We start from the raw sequence: 21,123 nt of genomic DNA on the forward strand, positions 1-21,123 counted from the left end.
CGATAACCTACTTCGCCAGCCGCTCCGCCGTCGTCGGATCGTAGGCGAACAGCACCTCCGCATCGGGCGCGGGAATGTCGGCGGCGATATTCTCCGGCGCCAGCGTGTGAAGCAGATGGCGGATGACCACGCGGTGGGCGCGCTTCTTGTGATCGGCGAGCACGCACGTCCATGGCGCGATCGGCGTCGAGGTACGCGCCAGCATCGTGTCGCGCGCGGCGGAATAGCCCTTCCATTTGTCCTGCGCGACGAGGTCGAGATCGGACACCTTGAGCGCCTTGAGCGGATCGGTGCGACGCTTTTCCAGTCGCTCGGCCTGCTCGTCGCGGTCGATGTCGAGCCACAGCTTGACCAGCCGGATGCCGTTTTCGACCAGCATCCGCTCGAAATCGGGGACGTCGCGCAGGAATTGCGCCTGCTCGGTCGCGGTGGAGAAGCCGTTGACCACCTCCACGCCGGCGCGGTTGTACCAGCTGCGGTTGAAGATCACGAGCTCGCCCGCGGCGGGCAGGTGCGCGACGTAGCGCTGGAAATACCACTCGGTCCGCTCGCGGTCGTTGGGCTTGGGCAGCGCGACGACGCGGGTGTTGCGGACCGACAGATGCTTCGTGATCGCCTTGATGGTGCCGTCCTTGCCCGCGGCATCGCGCCCCTCCAGCACGACGACGGCGCGGTCGCCGCTCTTCGCCATCGCCGCCTGCATGCGGACCAGCCCGAGCTGGAGGGTATCGTCATCATGCTCGCCGCTGGCCATCCGCGTCTCCGTTCGATAATCGCTGCGGGAATGAAAGCCCTGCTGTCGTCCGCGTTCCTTCCCGTCCTGCTCGCCGCCGCGCCGGCGGTCGATCCGTATCGCTGGCTGGAGGATGTGGAAGGCGCGCGCGCGCTGCGTCAGGTTGCGGCATGGAATGCGGAGACCGAGGCGGCGCTGACGCGGACGCCGCGGTTCGAGCAGGACCGCGCGCGGGCGAAGGCGATCCTGGACGACGAGGCGCAGATCGCGCAGCCCGACGACGTCATCGGGAACCGCGTGCTGAACCTGTGGCGCGACGCGGCGCACCCGCGCGGACTGTGGCGCGTCGCGGCGCTCGACGGCTATGCCGCGGGCACGCCGCAGTGGCGCACGCTGATCGACGTGGACGCGCTGGGCAAGGCGGAGGGCCAGAGCTGGGTCTGGCACGGCGCGGACTGTCTGGAGCCGGACTATGCGCGCTGTCTGGTGCGGCTGAGCCCCGGCGGGACCGATGCGCAGGTGGTGCGCGAGTTCGACGTGGCGCGCGGGACGTTCGTCGCGGACGGCTTCGCGATGCCGGCGGCGAAGGGTGATGCGGTCTGGGTCGATCGTGACACGTTGCTGGTGGCGACGGATTGGGGCGCGGGGTCGCTGACGACGTCGGGCTATCCGCGGATCGCCAAATTGTGGAAGCGGGGCACGCCGCTGGCGGCCGCACGGGTGGTGCAGGAAAGTCCGGCATCGGTCGTCCAGGTCGATGTCGGCGCGTTCGTCGACCGGCGGCGCCGCTGGCCGATGGTCACGGTGGGGCGGTCGTTCTTCGACCGGGCGCGGTCGCTGGTGATGGCGGACGGGCGGCTGGTGCCGTTGGGGCTGCCGCCGGGGGCGGATGTCCAGACCGTGATCGACGGGCGCGCGGTGGCGCGGCTGAATCGCGCGGTGGACGGGTTTCCGGTCGGTGCGCTGGTCGCGTGGTCGCTGAGCGACATCGCCGCGGGGCGGACGCCCAGGGGCGAGCTGGTGATGGCGCCGGGCGCGTCGCAGGCGACCGAGGAAGTGACGGCCAGCGACGATGTGCTGTGGGTGAAGGTGCTGGACGACGTTTCGGGCCGGTTGCTGGCGCTGCGGCGCGGGGCGGATGCGCGCTGGACGGCGACGCCGGTGCCGCTGCCGGCGAACAGCACGCTGCACCTGGGCGCGACGGTGGGGGCGCGGGACGCGGCGTTCGTGACGGTGGAGGGGATGCTGACCCCGCCGACGCTGTATCTGGTCGATGCCGAGGGCGCGCCGCGCACGGTGCAATCGCTGCCGGCGCGGTTCGATGCCGCGCAGTTCGACGTGGTGCAGCGGTTCGCGACGTCGAAGGACGGGACGCGCGTACCCTATTTCCTGGTGACGAAGAAGGGCGCGAAGGGGCCGATGCCCGTGCTGATCCACGCCTATGGCGGGTTCCGCAACGCGCAGACGCCGACGTACCTGACCGACCAGCCGTATCGCGCCGGGCCGCTGGCGCTGTTCTGGGTCGAGGAAGGCGGCGCCTATGTGCTCGCGAACCTGCGCGGCGGGGGCGAGTACGGGCCGACATGGCATCAGGCGGGGCTGCGCGAGAAACGGCAGAATGTCTTCGACGATCTGCATGCCGTGGCGGAGGATCTGGTGCGCAGCGGCGTGTCGGCGCCGAAGAGGATCGGGATTTCGGGGCGTTCGAACGGCGGGTTGCTGGTCGGGGTGGCGATGCAGCAGCGCCCCGATCTGTACGGTGCGGTGATCGCGGGGTCGCCGCTGGAGGATATGCAGCGCTACACGCATCTGTCCGCGGGCGCGTCGTGGATCGACGAATTTGGCGACCCGGACAAGCCCGCGGACTGGGCGTTCATCCGTCCATATTCGCCGTATCAGAACGTGAAGCCGGGCGTCGCCTACCCGCCGGCGTTCTTCTATCTGTCGACGAAGGACGATCGCGTGCATCCGGGACATGCGCGCAAGCTGGCGGCGCTGCTGAAGGCGAACGGCAACCGGGTCTATTACCGCGAATATCTGGAGGGCGGGCATTCGGTGGGCGCGGATCATGCCGAGGATGCGCGGCGGGCGGCGATCCTGAACGCGTTTCTGCGCAAGGAATTGATGGGATCGCCGCCACCCCGGCCCTGAGCGAGACCTTTGCAAAAGGCTGTATCGTGCTCCTGCGCAGGCTGGCGCCCGGGGTTGCACGTCCCACACGGCGTTGTTCTGCCTGGCGCTGGGCTCCTGCCTGCGCAGGAGCACGGCGTGGGCCCGGTGCTGCGGCAACCGTTTTGCAACGGTCCCGCCGTGAGCCCGGGTCACGCCCGGGGTGACGGGAGGAGGTGCGCCCAAGGCAGGTCGGGGCCGACGGGCACGATCCCGCACGGGTTCAGGTCGCGGTGGCTGGCGTAATAATGCGTCTTGATGTGGTCGAGGTGGACGGTCGCGGCGATGCGGTGATCGGCGAGCATCCGCTCGAGCAGCGATTCCAGCGCGGGATAGTCCTGGATGCGCCGTACGTTGCACTTGAAATGGCCGTGATAGACGGCGTCGAACCGCACCAATGTCGTGAAGAGGCGGATGTCGGCCTCGGTCATGGCATCGCCGACGAGCCAGTCGCGTGAGGCGAGGCGGCGTTCCAGCCGGTCGAGCGTGGCGAACAGCGGGCGGACGGCATCCTCATACGCCTGCTGCGTGGTGGCGAAGCCGGCCTTGTAGACGCCGTTGTTGACCGTGTCGTAGACATCGGCGTTGATCGCATCGATCTCGGCACGGTGATCGGCGGGGTAATAGTCGCCCGGCGCGCCGCCGAGATGGTCGAAGGCGGTGTTGAGGATGCGGATAATCTCCGCCGATTCGTTGTTGACGATGGTGTCGGTGTCGCGGTCCCACAGGACGGGGACGGTGACCTTGCCGGAGTAGCCGGGGCGGGCGCGGGCGTAGAGCTGCCAGAGGAAGTCGCTGCCGTGAAGCGGATCGCCGGTGCCGCCCCGATCGGTGGCGAAGGTCCAGCCGTCGTCGAGCATCACCGGATCGACCACCGAGACGGCGATCGCGTCCTCCAGCCCCTTCAACGCGCGCAGGATCAGCGCGCGATGCGCCCAGGGGCAGGCATAGCTGACGTAGAGATGGTAGCGGCCGGGCGCGGCCGGGCGGGCGGACTGGCCGTCGGGGCCGGGGCTGCCGTCTGCGGTGATCCAGTCGCGGAAGCCCGAATCCTGGCGCTTGAAGCTGCCGTCGGCGGAATCCTCGGTCACCTTGCCGGCGTGCCAGACGCCGTCGATCATCTTGCCCATGCGTGTCCCTCGCGTTGTTCGGGGGCAGTACGCGCAGGGATAGGGAAGGGTTCGTACCGGGGGACCGTTCCCTGGGGAAGGCAGGACCTTTGCGAAACGGGTGCAACAGCACCGAGTTCACACCGTGCTCCTGCCTGCGCAGGAGCACGGTGTCGCCCGTGCAAAGGTTTCGCCTTCACCGGGGCGCGGCCACGGAAGGCGGTCAGTCGACCAGTTCGACCGCCAGCGCGGTGGCTTCGCCGCCGCCGATGCACAGCGAGGCGACGCCGCGCTTCTTGCCGTGCTTCTTCAGCGCGGCGATCAGCGTGGTGACGATGCGCGCGCCCGAGGCGCCGATCGGGTGGCCGAGCGCGGTGGCGCCGCCGTGGACATTGATCTTTTCGTGCGGGATGCCGAGGTCGCGCATCGCGAACATCGCGACGCAGGCGAACGCCTCGTTCACCTCGAACAGGTCGACGTCCTCGACCGACCAGCCGGCCTTCTTCAGCACCTTCTCGATCGCCCCCCGGGGCGCGGTGGTGAAGGCGGACGGCTCCTGCGCGTGGGCGGCGTGTGCGACGATGCGCGCGACGGGCTTCTGCCCCTTCGCCGTCGCGACGCTCTCACGCGCCAGCACCAGCGCGGCGGCGCCGTCGCTGATCGAGCTGCTGGTCGCGGCGGTGATCGTGCCGTCCTTCGCGAAGGCGGGCTTCAGCGTCGGGATCTTGTCGGGCATGCCCTTGCCGGGCGCCTCGTCGGTGTCGATCGTGACGTCGCCCTTGCGGGTCTTCACGGTGACGGGAACGATCTCGTCGGCGAAGGCGCCGGTCCTGATCGCCTCCTGCGCGCGGCGCAGCGACTCGATCGAATAATCGTCCTGCGCCTGACGGGTGAGCTGATATTCGTCGGCGGTGTCCTGCGCGAAGGTGCCCATCGCGCGGCCCGGCTCGTACGCATCCTCCAGCCCGTCGAGGAACATATGGTCATAGGCGGTGTCGTGGCCGATGCGCGCGCCCGAGCGGTGCTTCTTGAGCAGATACGGGGCGTTGGTCATGCTCTCCATGCCGCCCGCGACGATCAGGTCGGCGGAGCCCGCCGCGATCGCCTCGGCGCCCATGATGACGGTCTGCATACCCGAGCCGCACACCTTGTTGACGGTGGTCGCCTGCACCGACTTCGGCAGCCCCGCCTTGATCGCGGCCTGACGCGCCGGCGCCTGGCCCAGGCCACCGGGGAGGACGCAGCCCATGTAGATCCGCTCGACATCGGCGCCGTCGACGCCCGCGCGCTCGACCGCCGCCTTCACCGCGGTCGCGCCGAGGTCCGTCGCGGAGACGTCGGACAGCGAACCCTGCATCGCGCCCATCGGCGTGCGGGCATAGGACAGGATGACGACGGGATCGGTGGCCATGGTGCAGGATTCCTCTCGATGATCGATCGCGATGTTGCGCTGCACATAAGGCCTCCGCGGCAGCAACACAACGCAACCTGCGTCAACGCCGGGCGGGTCCGGCGGCGGCTAGGCTCGCGAGATGATCGATATCCTCAAATGGTATGCGGCGACGAGCGGCGTGGCGGCGGCGTTCATGGTATCGCTCGATTCGGGACGGCGCGTGACGGGATGGGGGATGGCCCTGTTCGTCACCTCCTCGATCGCGTGGATCGGGGGCGCGGTGCTGTCGCGGGACGAGCCGCTGGGGGCGCAGAACATGGTGTTGCTGGGGATCAATTCGTTCGGCGTGTACCGCTACCTGATCCGCCGGCGTGGCTGAGGCGGCGGTGTGGGCGATGCTGCTCGGGGTGCTGGGGGCGATCGCGGGCAGTTTCCTGGCGACGATCGCGGTGCGCTGGCCGCAGGAGCGGTCGGTCCTGCGCGGGCGATCGGCGTGCGACGGGTGCGCCCGGACGCTGCGCGCGCGCGATCTGGTGCCGCTGCTCAGCTGGGCGGTGGCGCGCGGGCGATGCCGCGCGTGCGGCACGCGGATCGATGCGCGGCATCCGGGAATCGAGGCGGGGTGCGCGGCGATCGGGGTGGCGAGCGCGCTGGCGGCACCGGGGCCGGCGGGCATGGCGGGGGCGGTGTTCGGCTGGCTGCTGCTGACGCTGGCGGTGATGGATGCGCGCGATTTCTGGCTGCCGGATGCGCTGACGCTGGCGCTGGGGCTGGGGGGCGTGGCGTCGAGCCTGATCGCGCCGCCGGAGCCGACCGACCGGCTGATCGGCGGGGTGGCGGGCTTCGCGCTGCTGTGGCTGGTCGCGGCGGGCTATCGCGCGTGGCGCGGTGCGGAGGGCATGGGCGGGGGCGATCCCAAGCTGTTCGGCGGCATCGGGCTGTGGTTGGGATGGCGGATGCTGCCCCCGGTGCTGCTGGTGGCGGGGCTGGTCGGGCTGGGCTGGACGCTGTGGCGGCGATGGCGCGGCGAGGCGGTCGCGCGGGACGACATGATGCCGCTGGGCACGCTGATGGCGATCGCGGCTTACCCGGCGTGGCTGGTCATGGTACGTCACGGACCATGACGATCGCGCTCCTTCTCGCGCTGGTTCAGGCGGCGGCGCTGCCCGCCGCCTCGATCGACGGGCTGCCGCTCGGGGCGCTGCCGCAACAGGCGCTGCCGGCGAAGGGATGCGCGGCGTATCTGTTCACCACCGGGGAGACGCGCGTGCTGGCGGCGATGGTCACCGCCGACCCCGGCAGCCTGCGCGTCGCGCTGGATGGGAAGGTCGCGGACTATCCGCGCATCGACGGCACCGACGGGCGCGCGGCGACGCTGGGATTCACCCCGGAGGCGCGCTTCGCCGCCGGCGATGTCAGCGCCACGCTGGACATGCGGGTCGAGCAGCGCGCGACGCTGGGACAGGGGGCGGCGGTGCCGACCGCGACGTTGCGGATCGATCGCGCGGGGCGGGACACGATCGTGGTGCCGATGGCGGGACTGGTGGGGTGTTCGAACTAAAAAGATAACGGTCAACGGGAGAGCGCGATGAAGCAGATACTGGAGGCACAGCGCCGCGCATTCATGGCCGCGCTGCCGGAGCCGCTGTCGGTTCGCAAGGACCGGCTGCGCCGCGCCGCGGCGATGATCGCGGATCATGCCGACCGCTTCTGCGATGCGCTGAGCGAGGATTTCGGGCACCGCAGCCGCGACCAGTCGATGCTGACCGATATCGGCGGCTCGATCGCGCCGATCACGCATGCGATGAAACACGTCGACCGCTGGGCGAGGACCGAGAAGCGCAAGGTGCAGTTCCCGCTGGGGCTGCTGGGGGCGAAGGCGGCGGTGGAATACCAGCCCAAGGGCGTCGTCGGCGTGATCGCGCCGTGGAATTTTCCGGTCAATCTGGTGATGTCGCCGCTGGCGGGCATCTTCGCCGCGGGCAATCGCGCGATGGTGAAGACCAGCGAGTTCACGCCCGCGACCTCGGCTGTGTTCGAGGAGGTGGCGGCGCGCTATTTCCCGCCCGAGGAGCTGGCGTTCGTGACCGGCGGGCCGGAGGTGGGCAAGGCCTTCGCCGAGCTGCCGTTCGACCATCTGATCTTCACCGGGGCGACGGGGATCGCGAAGCACATCCTGCATGCCGCGGCCGACCATCTGGTCCCGGTCACGCTGGAGCTGGGCGGCAAGTCGCCGGTGATCGTCGGCAAGGGCGCGGACATCGCGCGCACGACCGAGCGGGTGGCGCTGGGCAAGATGCTGAACGCCGGGCAGATCTGCCTGGCGCCCGATTACATGCTGGTGCCCGCCGAGCAGGAGGGCGCGGTGGTCGAGGGGCTGAAGACCGCGGCCACGGCGATGTATCCGACCGTGCTGTCGAACCCGGACTATACCTCCATCATCAACGACCGGCATCATCAGCGGCTGACCGACTGGATCGAGGATGCGCGCGCCAAGGGCGCGACGATCGAGACGGTGAACCCCGCGGGCGAGGATTTCGCCGCGTCGAACAGCCGGAAGATGCCGCTGCATATCGTGCGCGACGTGACCGACGACATGACGCTGATGCAGGAGGAGATCTTCGGCCCCGTCCTGCCGATCCGCCGCTATTCCGGCGGCGTCGACGGCGCGATCGGGGCGGTCAATGCGCGCGACCGGCCGCTGGCGGTCTATTATTTCGGGCAGGACGAGGCCGAGCAGCGCCGCGTGCTGGATCGCACCATCTCGGGCGGGGCGACGATCAACGACGTGATCTTCCACGTGTCGATGGAGGACCTGCCCTTCGGCGGCGTCGGGCCATCGGGGATGGGGGCGTATCACGGCCAGGACGGCTTCAGGACGTTCAGCCATGCCAAGGCGGTGTACCGCCAGCCGAAGATCGACGTGGCGAAGCTCGCCGGCCTCAAGCCGCCCTATGGCAGCGCGACGCGGCGCGCGGTGGCCGGGCAGATGAAGCGCTGACGCACGAGGCGGCGCTGGTCGCGCTGCTGGCGGCGGATGCCGGGCGGGGCGCGGCGCTGACGGCGGTGCGCGCGCTGGCGCTGCCGGACGCGTGGATCGGCGCGGGCTTCGTGCGCGATGCGGTCTGGGATGCGCTGCATGGCCGCGCGGGGGCGCCCCCGGCGGGGGACGTGGATGTCGTCTGGCACGATCCCGTCCGGTGCGACGCGGCGACCGACCGGCAGCTCGAAGGCGTATTGCGCGACGGGCTGCCCGCGTACGATTGGTCGGTGAAGAACCAGGCGCGGATGCACGAGCGCAACGGCGATGCGCGTTACCGCGATGTCGCCGAGGCGATGCGGGCGTGGCCGGAGACGGCGACCGCGGTGGCGGTGCGGCTGAACGGTGACGATCGCATCGAGATCAATGCGCCGTACGGGCTGGACGACCTGTTCGCTCTGGTGCTGCGGCCGACGGCGGGGTTCGTCACCGCCAAGCGTGGGGTCTTCGATGCGCGCGTGGCCGGGAAGGCGTGGCTGACGCGTTATCCGCGGTTGCGGGTGGAATCAAAAAGCCCGGCGGAACCGTCCGCCGGGCCGTGTCGCCCCGGGGGCGTGGGCGCCTAGTGACTTGAGGCGATCTCTTCCTTGAGCCTGAGCTTCTGCTTCTTCAGTTCCGCGATCGCCACCGTATCCGGCATGGGACGCTGCGACTCGGCGACGATACGCTGGTCGAGGTTCGCATGCTTGGCCTCGAGGGCCGAGATGTGCGCGGTCTGCATGGCAGTAGCCTCCTTCGTGGTTGAACCAACAGTCCCGGATTGAACCACGAACCGCCGACAAAGTCGCGTCAATTTTCGTTGCTTTCGACCGATCGCGGCAGATGTGCGACGACGTGCGATTCGGGGATGACAGCCGCCGGGTCGCTTACGCTAAGGGGAGGCAGGCGCGCTGTTGGGGGATGCGATGGACGACAGGCTGGACGATGGTGAGGCGATCGCGCGGCTGAACCTGCTGCGGATCGAGCATCGCGACCTGGACGCCGCGATCGTCGCGCTGGCGGCAGGCGGCGGCCCCGATCAACTGCAGATGATGCGGCTGAAGAAGCGCAAGCTGCGGCTGCGCGACGAGATCGCCGCGCTGGAGGATCAGCTGATCCCCGACATCATCGCCTGATACGGCGAAAATGAGACGAACGGCGCGGCGTTTAGCATAAGCATCGCTTGGCCGCGGTGCGGCGTTCGTGGCACAGCACGGGGATGGCCGAGTTCCTGACCGACCCACTGATGCACCGCCGCCTGATCGACTCCTTCTACACGGAGGCGATGCTGCTGGCGGACGAGGCACGCAGCTATTTCGACGAGGGCGGGCGGGCCGAGCGCGAGGCGCTGTCGCCGATGGACCGCGTCGCGTTCAGCTGCGAATCGCTGAAGGTGACGACGCGGCTGATGCATGTGATCGCCTGGCTGCTGACGCAGCGCGCGGTGATCGCGGGCGAGCTGACGCCGGGGCAGGCGTTGCAGCAGCAGCGGCGGCTGGGCAGCGCACCCGTGAGCGACGCGACCGTACTGGACACAATGCCGGTCCCGGCCCGCGGCATGATCGTGGCGAGCATCGACCTGCATCGACGGGTCGCGCGGCTGGACGAGGCACAGGAGGTGGAGGCGCCGGTGGTGAGCCCGGCGCGGACGATGCTGGACCGGCTGGCGACGTCGTTCTGAGGGGACGGCCGCGCGGGTGAAGGTAGTCGCCCCTCGCCTAGCGGGGGAGCACGGGGAAGGAAGGATGGCGGAAGCCTGCGCCTCAGGCCACCAGCTTGAGGCGTTCCTTTGCCGCCCGATATTCGCGCTCCATGCGGTCGATGCGGTCCGCGACCGACTCGACCTGGTCGATGACGCCGATGCCCTGGCCCGAGCCCCAGATGTCGCGCCATGCCTTCGCCTTGGGCGCGCCGTCGTTGCCGCCGCTGCCGAAGTCCATCGTCTTGTAATCCCCCTTGGGCAGATTGTCCGGGTCCAGCCCGGCATTGACGATCGAGCCGCGCAGGTAGTTGCCGTGCACGCCGGTGAAGAGGTCGGAATAGACGATGTCGGCGGCGCGGCTGTCGACGATGCCCTGCTTGTAGCGATCGTCCGCGTTCGCTTCCTCGGTCGCGATGAAGGCCGAGCCGATATAGGCGAAGTCGGCGCCCATCGCCTGCGCGGACAGCACCGCGGCGCCGCTGGCGATCGAGCCGGACAGCGCCAGCGGGCCGTCGAACCACTGGCGGATTTCCTGGATCAGCGCGAAGGGCGAGGTGCGTCCGGCGTGCCCGCCGGCACCCGCGGCGACCGCGATGAGGCCGTCGGCGCCCTTCTCCACCGCCTTGCGGGCGAAGCGGTCGTCGATGACGTCGTGCAGCGTGATCCCGCCCCAGCCGTGCACGGCCTGGTTCAGCTCCTCGCGCGCGCCCAGCGAGGTGATGGTGATCGGGACCTGCCACTTCTCGCAGGTGGCGAGGTCCTGCTCCAGCCGGTCGTTGGACTTGTGGACGATCTGGTTCACCGCGAAGGGCGCGGCGGGGCGATCGGGGTTCTGGCGGTTGTGCGCGGCCAGTTCCTCGGTGATGCGGTGGAGCCATTCGTCGAGCAGCGTCTGCGGGCGCGCGTTGAGCGCCGGGAACGATCCCACGATCCCCGCCTTGCACTGGGCGATCACCAGTTCCGGGCCGGAGATGATGAACAGCGGCGACCCGATGACGGGCAGGCGCAGGCGGGACATGATGCTCGGGATCGACATAACGCGGGTTATGTCGGGGGGCGGGGGGGATGGCAAGTGCGGTATCCAGCTCTCCCCCCGGCCTTCGCCGGGGAACGTTGGGAAGGAGCGGGACCCCCGGGTCGAGCCCGGGGTGACGAGGTTCGCCTACTCCACCCGCTCCAGCCCCGATGCCGCTTCGCGAGCGTTGCGGACGTAGTGCGCCGCGGAGATCTTCAGCCCGGCGACCGCGGCGTCGTCCAGCTCGCGCACCGCCTTCGCCGGGCTGCCGATGATGAGGCTGCGCGGCGGGAAGGTCTTGCCCTCCGTCACCAGCGCGCCCGCGCCGATCAGGCAGTCGTCGGGGATGACCGCGTTGTTGAGCACGGTGGCGCCCATCCCGATCAGCACGCGGTTGCCGATGGTGCAGCCGTGGAGGATGGCGTGATGGCCGACCGTGCAATCCTCCCCCACCGTCAGCGGACTGCCCGGGTCGGAGTGGAGCATCGCGCCTTCCTGCACGTTGCTGCGCGCGCCGATCGGGATCGTGGTGTTGTCGCCGCGGATCACCGCCCCGAACCAGACGCCGACCTCCTCGCCGAGCACCACGTCGCCGATCACGTCGGCGCTGGGGGCGACCCAGGCGGTGGGATGGCGGGTGGGGCGCTTCCCCCTGAAGGCGTAGAGCGGCATCCTTGTCTCTCCTCGGGATCGTCCCGTTACGGGATAGGGGTTAACTGTTCGGCGGCATGGGCCAAATCGTCAATGAAACGTTACGATCCGATGATGGAACGCCGACTCGTCCTGACCCATGAAGCCGCCCGGCATCCGTTTCGCCGGACGCTGCCGCCGCCCGTGGTGGAGGCGGTGCCGGCGCGGCGCGACGATCAGGACTGGAAACTGTTCGTGCTGAGCTTCGTCGCGTTCTTCATCTGCTTCTACACGCTGATCGCCTGACGCTCAGTCGCAGGCGCGGTGGAGGCGCTGGGCGATCCAAGCGGATATGCCGCACATCGCGACGACCAGCAGCAGCAGCTGCGACGGGGTGACGCCCAGCGCGGTGATGCCCGCGACCGCGACCGAGCCGATCGTCATCGCACCGGCATTGACCACGTTGTTGGCGGCGACCGTGCGGGCGGTCTGGTCCTTCGTCACGGTGGTGGTGAGGAAGGCGTAGAGCGGGACGACGAACATGCCCCCGAAGACCGCGACGCCGAGCAGCGCCGCCAGTACCACGATCGCGTGCGGCTGCCCCAGGAACCCGGCCATGTCGTAGAGCGTGCCGGCGCGCGCCGGCTCCCACCCCTCCACCGCGAAGCGGAAGCCCAGCACCGCGACGCCCATGGCGAGGACCGAGGCGGGCGAGAAGCGCGCCGAAATCTGTCCGCGCAGCAGCAGGTTGATGACGACCGAGCCGATCGCGACCCCGATCGAGAAGACCGCCAGCACCAGGCTGGCGACGCTGGCGTCGGCGGTCAGCACGTTCTTCACCAGCGGCGGGAAGATGATGATGAGGACCGAGCCGATGGTCCAGAAGAAGCTGATCGCGCAGATGGCGAGGAACAGCCGCGGGATGTGCATCGTCCCCGACACCAGTCGCCACGAGGCGCGGATCGGGTTCCAGTCCAGCGTCAGCTTCGGCCCCAGCCGGGGCGCGGGCGGCACGCGGCGCGCGGTCAGCCAACCGGCCACCGCCACCAGGAAGGTGAGCGCGGCGACCAACGTGGTCGAGTGATAGACGAAACCGGCGACGATCGTGCCGAGCAGGATCGACAGATAGGTTCCCGCCTCCACCAGCCCGGTGCCGCCCAGCACGTCGTCCTCGTCGAGATGCTGCGGCAGGATCGCATATTTGATCGGGCCGAAGAAGGTGGAATGGATGCCGAGCCCGACGACCGCGGTCAGCATCAGCACGATCGGCAGCGTGACCGCCCCCGCGCGCGCCAGCATCAGCCCGGCGGCGCCCACGCCCATGATGCCGATCTCCGCGGTCTTCACGATGCGGATGATGCGCGACTTGTCGACGCTGTCGGCCAGCTGCCCGGCAAGCGCGGACAGCAGGAAGAACGGCAGGATGAAGAGCGCCGCGGCGAGCGCGTTGAAGAAGCTTTCCTGCGTTTCGTCGGCGAAGATCTCATAGGTGGCGAAGAGGACCATCGCCGTCTTGAAGAGATTGTCATTGAACGCGCCGAGGAACTGGGTGGTGAACAGCGGCAGGAATCGTCGCCGCTTCAGGAGCCCGAGGGCATTTATCATGACGCCGGACCGGCCCCCGTCTGTTGCTACCCGGCGGGGACATAGCGATTGCGGTCGCACGATCCAAACCCTGATTTTCACGGCCTCCGGATCGACCGCGGGGGTTGCGCGGAGCGCGCGGGCGGTCCACGTCCGGCCCATGTTGTCGCTGCCCAATTTGTTGACCCTGTCGCGGATCGTGATGGTGCCGCTGCTGGTGGCGTTCCTGTGGTGGCCCAGCTGGCAGGCGGGCTTCGGGATCGCCTTCGCGCTCTACTGCCTGATGGGGATCACCGATTATTTCGACGGCTATCTGGCGCGCGCGCAGGGGACGGTGTCGAAGCTGGGCGTGTTCCTGGACCCGATCGCGGACAAGATCATGGTCGCGGCGGTCATCCTGATGCTGGTCGGCACGCGGCACAACGACGTCGCGGCGATCACCGGCATCCACATCATCGCTGCGCTGGTGATCCTGCTGCGCGAGATCGCGGTCAGCGGGCTGCGCGAGTTCCTGGCGGGGCTGCAGGTGTCGCTGCCGGTGTCGAAGCTGGCGAAGTGGAAAACGACGTTGCAGCTGGTGTCGCTGGGCGCGCTGATCCTGTCGGGTGCGCTGCCGGACGAGGCGTGGATCAAGGTGATCGGGCTCGCCAGCCTGTGGGGCGCGGCGGCGCTGACGGTGGTGACGGGGTGGGATTATCTGCGCGTCGGCCTGAAGCATATGGATTGAGGGTGCACGGGCGCGACATCCGTTCGGCCTGAGCGTAGGCGAAGGCTATGCACGGGTGGCTGTGCTTCGACTTCGCTCAGCACGAACGGAGGGTTCGGCACGATGGGGGATAGCGTGAAAATTCTCTATTTCGCCTGGGTGCGGGAGCGGGTCGGCGTGGCGGAGGAGGATGTGTCGCCGCCAACGGGCGTCGATACGGTCGCCGCGCTGATCGAATGGCTCGCCGCGCGGAGCGACGCGCATGCGGCGGCCTTCGCCGAGCGGCACCGGCTGCGCGCGGCGGTGGATCAGGCGTTCGTGCCGCTGGGCAGCCCGATCGCGGGTGCGCGCGAGGTCGCGATCTTTCCCCCGGTGACGGGCGGATGATCCGCGTCCTGGTATCCCCCGAAGCGATCGACGCCGCCGCGGAGATGGCGGCGCTGGAAGCGGACGGCGGCGCGGTGGCGACCTTCACCGGGCTGGTGCGTGCCGACGACGGGGTCAGCGTGCTGGAGCTGGAACATTATCCGGGCGCGACCGAGGCGGCGCTGATGCGGCTGGTGGAGGAGGCGCGGGCGCGCTGGGGGCTGACGGCGGCGACGATCGTCCACCGCGTCGGCCCGATGCGGCCGGGCGAGCGGATCGTGTTCGTCGGAACCGCCTCCGCCCACCGCGCCGCGGCGCTGGAGGCGTGCGCCTATCTGATCGACCGGCTGAAGACCGATGCGCCGTTCTGGAAGCGCGAGACGGTCGGCGACGAGACACGCTGGGTCGAGGCGCGCGCGCATGACGAGGCCGCGGCGCAGCGCTGGCGCGACGGATGACCGGCTATCCGCGCGGCAAGCAAATCTTTCATACTCCCCTCCATCGGTAGGATATGATCGCGCCCACGGAGGTGAGCGATGATCCCCAGGCTGGTTGATGCGCAGGACGATGCCGTGGTCTCGCCGATCGGCGAGGCGGTCGCGGCGCTGCGGCGGGCGCGGCAGGACTGGCGCGCGCGGCACGACGTGGGGCGGCGTCCGGCGAGCTTCCCCGCGCGCGGCGCGATCGAGGGGGCGGTGGAGCTGCTGTCCGCGGCGCTGTATCCGCGCCGGCTGGGGCAGTTCCGCGGTACGGAGGGCGAGGAAGACCGCTTCGTCGCGGCCAAGCTGCTGACCGCGGCGACGATGCTGGAGCGCGAGATCGCGGCGGAGCTCGGCTATTGGGAGGCCGAGGCGCGCAGCGGTGCGTTCGAGCGCGATCAGGCGGCGACGATCGTGCGGCTGTTCGTCGCCGAGCTGGGCGACATCCGCCAGCTGATCGACAGCGACGTCGAGGCGGCGTTCCTGGGCGATCCCGCCGCGCGCAGCGTCGACGAGATCCTGGTGTGCTACCCCGGGGCGATCGCCAGCCTTCATCACCGTATCGCGCACCGGCTGTACGCGCTGGGAGCGCCGATCGCCGCGCGGATGGTGTCCGAGCTGGCGAACGAGCGCACCGGGATCGACATCCATCCGGGGGCGACGATCGGCGCGTCCTTCTTCATCGACCATGGCACCGGCGTCGTCGTCGGCGAGACCGCGATCATCGGCGCGCGGGTGCGGCTGTACCAGCATGTCACGCTGGGCGCGCGCACGCCGCTGGCGGATGCCGCGCCGGGGCCGCGCGACCGCTTCGCGCGGCATCCGATCGTCGAGGACGACGTCGTCATCTATGCCGGATCGACGATCCTGGGGCGCGTCACGATCGGCGCGGGCGCGGTGATCGGCGGCAACGTCTGGTTGCTGGAGGATGTCGCGCCGGGCGCGACGGTGGTCCAGCCTGCGGCGCGCATCCTGCCGCGCGGCGAGGGCGATGCGGTACGCGAGGTGCTGCTGGATGGCTGACACCGCACGCAGGCCGGTGATCGGGGTGCTGTGCTGCAACGAGGTGGCGCAGCGCCCGATCCAGTCGGTGGCGACCCGCTTCGTCGCGCCGCTGGCGCGCTGGTCGGGGGCGACGGTGCTGCTGGTGCCGGCGGTGATCGAAACCAGCGACGCGGCGGCGCTGACCGCGGTGCTGGACGGGGTGCTGCTGACGGGATCGCGCTCCAACGTGGCGCCGGCGCGCTATGGCAGCGATGCGGCGGAGGCGGCGCTCGACCCGGCGCGCGACGAAGTGGCGCTGGCGCTGGCGGGCGCGATGATCGAGGCGGGCAAGCCGGTGTTCGGCATCTGCCGCGGGTTGCAGGAGATCAACGTGCTGTTCGGCGGGACGCTGTCGCGGTGCTGCCCCGGCCATCTGAACGGCGGGTGGCAGCATCAGGAATATGAGGCGCTGTTCGACCATCGCCACGAGGTGCGGCTGTCGGATGGCGGCGTGCTGGCGCGGGCGACCGGCGCACGGCGGCTGACGGTCAATTCGGTCCACGAGCAGGCGGTCGACCGGCTGGGGGCGGGGCTGTCGATCGAGGCGCGGGCGGCGGACGACGGTGTGATCGAGGCGGTGTCGGCGCGACCCTGCGGTGCGGATGTGCTGGGGGTGCAATGGCATCCGGAGTGGGACGTGGGCGGGAGCGTGGCGAGCCAGCGGTTCTTCGGGCTGGTGGGGGCGGCGTTGCGAGGGGAACAGGTCGCGCCATTGCGGGTGTCGTGAAGGAATACAGAACGTCGTGCGTGTGGCCGCGGATTGCTTCGCGGCACTCGCAACGACGGACGGTCAGGGTCGTTGTGCGGCGCGGGCGGACCGATAGCCTTCGCGGGCGGTCAGGCGTTGCCAGTAAGCCGTAATGGCGGGCGGGAAGTCCGTATCCAGCTTCAGCGTGCGGGCCAGCAATAGCGCATAACCGACGGAAATGTCGGCCATCGTGAAGCGATCCTCACACAGATACTCACGTCCGTCCGACAACGCCGCATCGACCGAGCGGAGGCGGGAGAGGAACCAGCGGGCATAGTCGTCGGCGACCTGGGGCAGGCGGCGTTCCTCCGGCTCCAGCAGGCGGTAGCGCAGCACCAGCGTCTGCGGGAAGGTGAGCGTCGCCTCGCCGCGGTGGAGCCAGTCGAGATAGGCGCCGTAATCCGTCTCGTGCGGGGCGACGGCGAGCGGGGAAGGGCCGTGGCGATGCGCGAGATAGTCGCAGATCGCGGCCGATTCCGTCATCCGCGTGGCGCCGTCGACCAGCAGCGGGATGGTGCCGAGCGGGTTCTGCTCCAGATATTCGGGCTGACGCACCCGCGGCGGAAACGCAAGGAGGTGGAGGCGATAGGGCACGCCCAGCTCCTCCAGCGCCCAGAGCGGGCGGAACGAGCGCGCGTCAGCGCAATGCCACAGTTCGATCATGGGGAAAGCCTCTACCAGCTGTCGATGAAGCGGCCGGAACGGCGCGCCGGGGAAGCGGACAGCGCGCGGATCAGCCAGGCGCGGGTGTCGGCGGGGTCGATCACCGCGTCGATTTCCAGCACGCGCGCGATCGAGATCGCCTTGCCGCGTTCGTAGCTGTGGGCGACCAGTTCGCGGTAGCGCGCCTCGCGCGCGTCGCTGTCGTCGATCGCCTCCAGCTCCTTGCGGTAGCCGAGGCGGACCGCGCCTTCGAGGCCCATGCCGCCGAACTCGCCGGTCGGCCAGGAGATGGTGAAGGCATTCGCCTGTAGCGAGCCGCCCGCCATCGCCTGCGCGCCGAGCCCGTAGGCCTTGCGCAGGACGACGCAGAGGACCGGGACCGACAGTTGCGCGGCGGCGAGGAACATGCGCGCGCCGTGGCGGATCGGGGCGGTCCTCTCCGCATCGGGGCCGACCATGAAGCCCGGCGTGTCGCACAGCGAGACGATCGGCCAGCCGAAGGCGTCGCACAGCTGCATGAAGCGCGCGGCCTTGTCCGCGCCGTCGCTGTCGATCGCGCCGGAGAGATGGCGGCAGTCGTTGGCGAGGATACCGACCGCGCGGCCGTCGATGCGCGCGAGCCCCGTGACCATGCCGGGGGCGAACCCCCCGCGCAGCTCGATGAAGGTGCCGGTATCGATTAGCCCGGTGATCGCGGCGCGCACGTCGAAGACGCGCAGGCGGTTCTCCGGCACGACATGGCGCAGCAGGCGCTGGTCGGGGTGCGCGGCGTCGGAGAGGCGGCCCTGGAACAGGCCGAGCAGCGCCCTGGCCTGCGCGGTCGCTTCCGCCTCGTCCTCGACCAGCAGGTCGATGACGCCATTCTGCCACTGTACCTGCGCCGGGCCGACCTCGGTGGGCGCGAAGACGCCGAGCCCGCCGCCCTCGATCATCGCGGGGCCGCCCATGCCGAGATGCGCGGTGCGGGTGGCGATGGTGATGTCGCAGCAGCCGTACAGGACGGCGTTGCCCGCGAAGGAGAAGCCGGTGGTGATGCCGATCCGCGGCGCAACGCCCGACAGCGCGGCGAAGCTGCGGAAGGTCGGCGTGTCGAGCCCCGAGACGCCGAGCGCATCGACGTCGCCGGGGCGTCCGCCGCCGCCCTCGGTATAGAAGACGATCGGCAGCTTCTGCGCCTCCGCGACCATCAGCATGCGGTCGGTCTTGCGGTGGTTGTTGTGCCCCTGCGTACCCGCCAGCACCATATAGTCGTAGGCGAGACCGAGGCAGGCGGTGGCATCGGCGCCGAAGGTGCCGGCGTTGACGGTGCCGATGCCGCCGACCAGCCCGTCGTGCGGCGTGTTGGCGACGAGGTCGTCCAGCGAACGGCGGCGGCGCTGCGCGGCGATGGCGAGCGCGCCATATTCGACGAAGCTGCCGGGGTCGAAGAGGTCGGCGATGTTCTCGCGCGCGGTGCGCTGCCCGGCGGCATGGCGGCGCGCGACGCGGTCGATGCGGGCGGCGTCGCGGCCGTGGGCGTGGGCGGCGATCGTCTCCGCAAGGTCGGGACGGATCGTGTCGGGGTCGAGCGCTGCAACCGTGTCGGGCACCGCGCCGTCGCTGTCGGCCGCGTCGAGCAGGACGATCGGGGCACCCTGGGCGACGACCTGTCCGCGGGTGCCGGCGAGCGCGCGGACGACGCCCGCGACGGGGGCGAGGACGGCGTGCTGCATCTTCAGCGCCTCGATCGTCGCGACCTCCGCACCGGCGGCGATGCGATCGCCGATCGCGACCGCGACGTCGACCAGGACGCCGGACAAGGGGGCGGCAGCGGCGGCGGGGTCTTCGGCGGTGGCGGCCGTCGCTGCGGTGGCGAAGTCGGCGACGTGGCGATCGAACCAGCCGGTATCGACGGCGTGGCGGGCGACCTCGTCGCGGTCGAGGACGGCGCGCAGGAGCGGCAGGTTGGTGGCGACGCCGTCGACCGCGCATTCGCGCGCGGCGAGGCGCGCGCGGGCCAGCGCGTCGGGCCAATCCGAGCCGCGGGCGACGAGCTTCGCGACGAGCGAGTCGAAACGCGGGTCGATCGCCCCGCCGGTGGCGAGCGCCGCATCGACCCGCACGCCGCGTCCGCCGGGGGGTGCGAAGCGCGTGACGGTGCCGGCGGCGGGGTGGATCGCGCCATCGGCCGCCAGCGTCTCCGCGGCGAGGCGCAACTCGATCGCGACGCCGTGCTCGGGCGGGATCGCGGGGAGGGTATCGCCCTGCGCCAGACGCAGCTGGAGCGCGACGAGGTCGAGGCCGGTCACCTCCTCGGTGACGGTATGCTCGACCTGGAGGCGGGGGTTCACCTCCAGGAAGTAGAAGGCATCGCCATCGACCAGGAATTCGGCGGTGGCGAGACCGACGTAATCGGTGCCGGCGAGCAGGCGGCAGGCGGCGTCGCACAGGCGGTCGGCGAGGCCCGGAGCGAGCCCTTGGGCCGGTGCGATCTCGACGAACTTCTGGTGGCGGCGCTGGAGCGAGCAGTCGCGGGTACCGAGTGCCGCGACACGGCCGCGCGCATCGGCGGCAAGCTGAACCTCGATATGGCGGGCGCTGGACAGGTGGCGCTCGACGATGACGGTGCCGTCGCCGAACGCGGCCTGCGCCTCGCGCGTGGCGGCGGCGATCGCGGCCTCCAGCGCGGACGCGTCGCGGACGATGCGGATGCCGCGACCGCCGCCGCCGGCGACCGCCTTCACCACGACGGCGCCGTGGGCGAGCGCGGCATCGCCCTCCTCCAGCACGGGGACGGCGACGGCGCGGGCCTGTGCCTTCGCCGCGGCCTTGTCGCCGAACAGGGCAAGGGCGGCGGGGGAGGGGCCGATGAAGGTGATGCCCGCATCGGCACAGGCGGCGGCGAAGGCGGCGCTTTCGCTGAGGAAGCCGTAGCCGGGGTGGATCGCGTCGCACGCGGCGCCCTGCGCGGCGGCGATGACGGCGGCGATGTCGAGATAGGCGGCGGCGCCGGTGCCGGGGAGCGCGACCGCATCGTCGGCGATGGCGAGGTGGGCGGCGGCGTCCTCATCCGCGGCATGGATCGCGACGGTGGCGAGACCCTGCGTGGCGGCGGTGCGCGCGATGCGGAGCGCGATTTCGCCGCGGTTGGCGATCAGCAGGCGGTGCATCCTGTCTCCTCGTGGTCTGGCGTGTCACCCCGGGGTGACAAAGAACCGGGCATTCCTACCGCCGCGCTCCCGCATCCAGCGCGGGGACGAGGCGGGCGGCGTCGGCGGGGTCGATGCCGGGGCGGGGGCCGGCGGAGATGGTTTCCTCGCCGCGCATCGCGCGTCCGGCGCGCAGGATTGCCTCCGCCAGCCGGGGATAGATGCCGCAGCGACAGATGTTGGTGATGGTGGCGCCGATCGCCTCCTCCGACGGGGAGGGATCGCGCTTCAGCAGCGCCGCGGCGGCCATGACGATGCCGGGGATGCAGAAGCCGCACTGGGGCACGTTGTCCGCGATCAGCGCGAGCTGGACGGGGTGCGAGCGCTCACGCGACAGCCCCTCGATCGTGGTGACGAAGGTGCCCTCCGCGCTGGACAGCGGCACCTGGCAGGAGCGGACCGCGCGACCGTCGACATGGACGGTGCACGCGCCGCACGACCCGCTGCCGCAGCCGTATTTGGCCCCCGTCAGGTTGCTGGCGTCGCGCAGCGCCCACAGCAACGGGGTGTCGGGGGCCATCAGATACTGAACGGCTTCGTTGTTGACGGTGAGGCGGGTCATAGGTGCGCCAGAC

The 21,123-nt window shown here is 70.3% G+C and carries 24 protein-coding genes; 14 read left to right on the forward strand and 10 right to left on the reverse strand.

From position 1 onward, the window contains the following. Window positions 1-7: 7 nt before the first annotated feature. Window positions 8-754 (reverse strand): polyphosphate kinase 2, encoded by a 747-nt coding sequence (ppk2, locus tag PGN23_RS10425; RefSeq protein WP_335302809.1) that lies wholly within the window; start codon window positions 752-754, stop codon window positions 8-10. A gap of 30 nt (window positions 755-784) precedes the next feature. On the opposite strand from ppk2, the gene PGN23_RS10430 reads away from it, so the two are divergent. Then, complete coding sequence (locus PGN23_RS10430) at window positions 785-2,884, forward strand: prolyl oligopeptidase family serine peptidase (protein WP_335302810.1); 2,100 nt, start codon at window positions 785-787, stop codon at window positions 2,882-2,884. A gap of 170 nt (window positions 2,885-3,054) precedes the next feature. Here the strand turns inward: PGN23_RS10430 and PGN23_RS10435 are convergent, their stop codons facing one another. Next, window positions 3,055-4,032, reverse strand: coding sequence for a glutathione S-transferase family protein (locus tag PGN23_RS10435; protein WP_335302811.1), 978 nt, complete (start codon window positions 4,030-4,032; stop codon window positions 3,055-3,057). Window positions 4,033-4,234: 202 nt separating this feature from the next. After that, window positions 4,235-5,422, reverse strand: coding sequence for a thiolase family protein (locus PGN23_RS10440; protein ID WP_335302812.1), 1,188 nt, complete (start codon window positions 5,420-5,422; stop codon window positions 4,235-4,237). Between the two features lie 121 nt (window positions 5,423-5,543). Here PGN23_RS10440 and PGN23_RS10445 point away from each other — a divergent pair, with 121 nt between their 5' ends. The 5 genes from PGN23_RS10445 to PGN23_RS10465 all read left to right on the forward strand — a co-directional run bounded on the left by PGN23_RS10445 (window position 5,544) and on the right by PGN23_RS10465 (window position 9,010). Then, the gene (locus tag PGN23_RS10445; RefSeq protein WP_335302813.1) at window positions 5,544-5,783 is read left to right on the forward strand and encodes a hypothetical protein; all 240 of its coding nucleotides are present in this window, start codon (window positions 5,544-5,546) and stop codon (window positions 5,781-5,783) included. A 16-nt stretch (window positions 5,784-5,799) separates the two neighbouring features. Further along, the gene (locus PGN23_RS10450) at window positions 5,800-6,528 is read left to right on the forward strand and encodes a prepilin peptidase (protein WP_443019810.1); all 729 of its coding nucleotides are present in this window, start codon (window positions 5,800-5,802) and stop codon (window positions 6,526-6,528) included. Further along, window positions 6,525-6,965 carry a hypothetical protein gene (locus PGN23_RS10455; RefSeq protein WP_335302815.1) on the forward strand — a complete coding sequence of 147 codons (441 nt, stop codon included), beginning with the start codon at window positions 6,525-6,527 and terminating at the stop codon, window positions 6,963-6,965. The genes PGN23_RS10450 and PGN23_RS10455 overlap by 4 nt, the downstream gene beginning before the upstream one ends. A gap of 27 nt (window positions 6,966-6,992) precedes the next feature. Then, on the forward strand, window positions 6,993-8,405 hold the full coding sequence (locus PGN23_RS10460; RefSeq protein ID WP_335302816.1) for a coniferyl aldehyde dehydrogenase: 1,413 nt from the start codon (window positions 6,993-6,995) through the stop codon (window positions 8,403-8,405). Between the two features lie 65 nt (window positions 8,406-8,470). After that, complete coding sequence (locus tag PGN23_RS10465; RefSeq protein ID WP_335302817.1) at window positions 8,471-9,010, forward strand: nucleotidyltransferase family protein; 540 nt, start codon at window positions 8,471-8,473, stop codon at window positions 9,008-9,010. Here the strand turns inward: PGN23_RS10465 and PGN23_RS10470 are convergent. Continuing rightward, window positions 9,007-9,165 (reverse strand): YdcH family protein, encoded by a 159-nt coding sequence (locus PGN23_RS10470; RefSeq protein WP_335302818.1) that lies wholly within the window; start codon window positions 9,163-9,165, stop codon window positions 9,007-9,009. The two genes, PGN23_RS10465 and PGN23_RS10470, sit on opposite strands and share 4 nt — an antisense overlap. A gap of 184 nt (window positions 9,166-9,349) precedes the next feature. Here PGN23_RS10470 and PGN23_RS10475 point away from each other — a divergent pair, with 184 nt between their 5' ends. Together PGN23_RS10475 and PGN23_RS10480 are read left to right on the forward strand one after the other, a co-directional pair. Continuing rightward, on the forward strand, window positions 9,350-9,559 hold the full coding sequence (locus PGN23_RS10475) for a YdcH family protein (protein ID WP_335302819.1): 210 nt from the start codon (window positions 9,350-9,352) through the stop codon (window positions 9,557-9,559). Between the two features lie 83 nt (window positions 9,560-9,642). Further along, window positions 9,643-10,104 (forward strand): DUF1465 family protein, encoded by a 462-nt coding sequence (locus PGN23_RS10480; protein ID WP_335302820.1) that lies wholly within the window; start codon window positions 9,643-9,645, stop codon window positions 10,102-10,104. Between the two features lie 82 nt (window positions 10,105-10,186). Here the strand turns inward: PGN23_RS10480 and PGN23_RS10485 are convergent, their stop codons facing one another. Next, window positions 10,187-11,161 carry an NAD(P)H-dependent flavin oxidoreductase gene (locus tag PGN23_RS10485; protein WP_335302821.1) on the reverse strand — a complete coding sequence of 325 codons (975 nt, stop codon included), beginning with the start codon at window positions 11,159-11,161 and terminating at the stop codon, window positions 10,187-10,189. A 126-nt stretch (window positions 11,162-11,287) separates the two neighbouring features. Next, on the reverse strand, window positions 11,288-11,812 hold the full coding sequence (locus tag PGN23_RS10490) for a gamma carbonic anhydrase family protein (RefSeq protein WP_335302822.1): 525 nt from the start codon (window positions 11,810-11,812) through the stop codon (window positions 11,288-11,290). Window positions 11,813-11,884: 72 nt separating this feature from the next. Between PGN23_RS10490 and PGN23_RS10495 the strand changes: the two genes are divergently transcribed. Beyond that, on the forward strand, window positions 11,885-12,076 hold the full coding sequence (locus tag PGN23_RS10495) for a hypothetical protein (RefSeq protein ID WP_335304654.1): 192 nt from the start codon (window positions 11,885-11,887) through the stop codon (window positions 12,074-12,076). A gap of 3 nt (window positions 12,077-12,079) precedes the next feature. Here the strand turns inward: PGN23_RS10495 and PGN23_RS10500 are convergent, their stop codons facing one another. Then, a complete protein-coding gene (locus PGN23_RS10500; protein ID WP_335302823.1) occupies window positions 12,080-13,375 on the reverse strand; it encodes an MFS transporter in 1,296 nt (431 codons plus the stop codon). Between the two features lie 139 nt (window positions 13,376-13,514). Here PGN23_RS10500 and pgsA point away from each other — a divergent pair, with 139 nt between their 5' ends. From pgsA to PGN23_RS10525, 5 genes are all read left to right on the forward strand, one after another. Continuing rightward, window positions 13,515-14,081, forward strand: a complete 567-nt coding sequence (pgsA, locus tag PGN23_RS10505; protein WP_335302824.1) for a CDP-diacylglycerol--glycerol-3-phosphate 3-phosphatidyltransferase — start codon at window positions 13,515-13,517, stop codon at window positions 14,079-14,081. Window positions 14,082-14,183: 102 nt separating this feature from the next. Beyond that, window positions 14,184-14,447, forward strand: a complete 264-nt coding sequence (gene moaD, locus PGN23_RS10510; RefSeq protein WP_335302825.1) for a molybdopterin converting factor subunit 1 — start codon at window positions 14,184-14,186, stop codon at window positions 14,445-14,447. Continuing rightward, a complete protein-coding gene (locus tag PGN23_RS10515; protein WP_335302826.1) occupies window positions 14,444-14,884 on the forward strand; it encodes a molybdenum cofactor biosynthesis protein MoaE in 441 nt (146 codons plus the stop codon). The genes moaD and PGN23_RS10515 overlap by 4 nt, the downstream gene beginning before the upstream one ends. Before the next feature lie 78 nt (window positions 14,885-14,962). Beyond that, window positions 14,963-15,928, forward strand: coding sequence for a serine O-acetyltransferase EpsC (epsC, locus tag PGN23_RS10520; RefSeq protein WP_335302827.1), 966 nt, complete (start codon window positions 14,963-14,965; stop codon window positions 15,926-15,928). Beyond that, window positions 15,921-16,676 carry a gamma-glutamyl-gamma-aminobutyrate hydrolase family protein gene (locus tag PGN23_RS10525; RefSeq protein ID WP_335302828.1) on the forward strand — a complete coding sequence of 252 codons (756 nt, stop codon included), beginning with the start codon at window positions 15,921-15,923 and terminating at the stop codon, window positions 16,674-16,676. The genes epsC and PGN23_RS10525 overlap by 8 nt, the downstream gene beginning before the upstream one ends. Window positions 16,677-16,739: 63 nt before the next feature. On the opposite strand, the gene PGN23_RS10530 is transcribed toward PGN23_RS10525, so the two are convergent. From PGN23_RS10530 to PGN23_RS10540, 3 genes are read right to left on the reverse strand one after another with little or no spacing between them, the layout of a single operon-like run. Beyond that, window positions 16,740-17,360, reverse strand: a complete 621-nt coding sequence (locus PGN23_RS10530; RefSeq protein WP_335302829.1) for a glutathione S-transferase family protein — start codon at window positions 17,358-17,360, stop codon at window positions 16,740-16,742. Between the two features lie 11 nt (window positions 17,361-17,371). Then, window positions 17,372-20,509: an acetyl-CoA carboxylase family protein gene (locus PGN23_RS10535; RefSeq protein ID WP_335302830.1), complete on the reverse strand. Its 3,138-nt coding sequence runs from the start codon at window positions 20,507-20,509 to the stop codon at window positions 17,372-17,374. A 55-nt stretch (window positions 20,510-20,564) separates the two neighbouring features. Next, the gene (locus PGN23_RS10540; RefSeq protein WP_335302831.1) at window positions 20,565-21,110 is read right to left on the reverse strand and encodes a (2Fe-2S)-binding protein; all 546 of its coding nucleotides are present in this window, start codon (window positions 21,108-21,110) and stop codon (window positions 20,565-20,567) included. Window positions 21,111-21,123 lie beyond the last annotated feature (13 nt).

This window comes from Sphingomonas adhaesiva, from assembly GCF_036946125.1.
Lineage (GTDB): Bacteria > Pseudomonadota > Alphaproteobacteria > Sphingomonadales > Sphingomonadaceae > Sphingomonas > Sphingomonas adhaesiva_A.

Bases quoted from the DNA above. Each gene is read 5' to 3' on its own strand.
- PGN23_RS10455 (WP_335302815.1), top strand. From the start codon at position 6,525: ATGACGATCGCGCTCCTTCTCGCGCTGGTTCAGGCGGCGGCGCTGCCC.
- PGN23_RS10480 (WP_335302820.1), top strand. From the start codon at position 9,643: ATGGCCGAGTTCCTGACCGACCCACTGATGCACCGCCGCCTGATCGAC.
- PGN23_RS10430 (WP_335302810.1), top strand. From the start codon at position 785: ATGAAAGCCCTGCTGTCGTCCGCGTTCCTTCCCGTCCTGCTCGCCGCC.
- PGN23_RS10530 (WP_335302829.1), bottom strand. From the start codon at position 17,360: ATGATCGAACTGTGGCATTGCGCTGACGCGCGCTCGTTCCGCCCGCTC.
- PGN23_RS10500 (WP_335302823.1), bottom strand. From the start codon at position 13,375: ATGATAAATGCCCTCGGGCTCCTGAAGCGGCGACGATTCCTGCCGCTG.
- moaD (WP_335302825.1), top strand. From the start codon at position 14,184: ATGGGGGATAGCGTGAAAATTCTCTATTTCGCCTGGGTGCGGGAGCGG.
- PGN23_RS10460 (WP_335302816.1), top strand. From the start codon at position 6,993: ATGAAGCAGATACTGGAGGCACAGCGCCGCGCATTCATGGCCGCGCTG.
- PGN23_RS10540 (WP_335302831.1), bottom strand. From the start codon at position 21,110: ATGACCCGCCTCACCGTCAACAACGAAGCCGTTCAGTATCTGATGGCC.
- PGN23_RS10485 (WP_335302821.1), bottom strand. From the start codon at position 11,161: ATGTCGATCCCGAGCATCATGTCCCGCCTGCGCCTGCCCGTCATCGGG.
- ppk2 (WP_335302809.1), bottom strand. From the start codon at position 754: ATGGCCAGCGGCGAGCATGATGACGATACCCTCCAGCTCGGGCTGGTC.
- PGN23_RS10450 (WP_443019810.1), top strand. From the start codon at position 5,800: ATGCTGCTCGGGGTGCTGGGGGCGATCGCGGGCAGTTTCCTGGCGACG.
- PGN23_RS10525 (WP_335302828.1), top strand. From the start codon at position 15,921: ATGGCTGACACCGCACGCAGGCCGGTGATCGGGGTGCTGTGCTGCAAC.
- PGN23_RS10470 (WP_335302818.1), bottom strand. From the start codon at position 9,165: ATGCAGACCGCGCACATCTCGGCCCTCGAGGCCAAGCATGCGAACCTC.
- PGN23_RS10475 (WP_335302819.1), top strand. From the start codon at position 9,350: ATGGACGACAGGCTGGACGATGGTGAGGCGATCGCGCGGCTGAACCTG.
- PGN23_RS10515 (WP_335302826.1), top strand. From the start codon at position 14,444: ATGATCCGCGTCCTGGTATCCCCCGAAGCGATCGACGCCGCCGCGGAG.
- PGN23_RS10435 (WP_335302811.1), bottom strand. From the start codon at position 4,032: ATGGGCAAGATGATCGACGGCGTCTGGCACGCCGGCAAGGTGACCGAG.
- epsC (WP_335302827.1), top strand. From the start codon at position 14,963: ATGATCCCCAGGCTGGTTGATGCGCAGGACGATGCCGTGGTCTCGCCG.
- PGN23_RS10490 (WP_335302822.1), bottom strand. From the start codon at position 11,812: ATGCCGCTCTACGCCTTCAGGGGGAAGCGCCCCACCCGCCATCCCACC.
- PGN23_RS10445 (WP_335302813.1), top strand. From the start codon at position 5,544: ATGATCGATATCCTCAAATGGTATGCGGCGACGAGCGGCGTGGCGGCG.
- PGN23_RS10495 (WP_335304654.1), top strand. From the start codon at position 11,885: ATGAAACGTTACGATCCGATGATGGAACGCCGACTCGTCCTGACCCAT.
- PGN23_RS10535 (WP_335302830.1), bottom strand. From the start codon at position 20,509: ATGCACCGCCTGCTGATCGCCAACCGCGGCGAAATCGCGCTCCGCATC.
- pgsA (WP_335302824.1), top strand. From the start codon at position 13,515: ATGTTGTCGCTGCCCAATTTGTTGACCCTGTCGCGGATCGTGATGGTG.
- PGN23_RS10440 (WP_335302812.1), bottom strand. From the start codon at position 5,422: ATGGCCACCGATCCCGTCGTCATCCTGTCCTATGCCCGCACGCCGATG.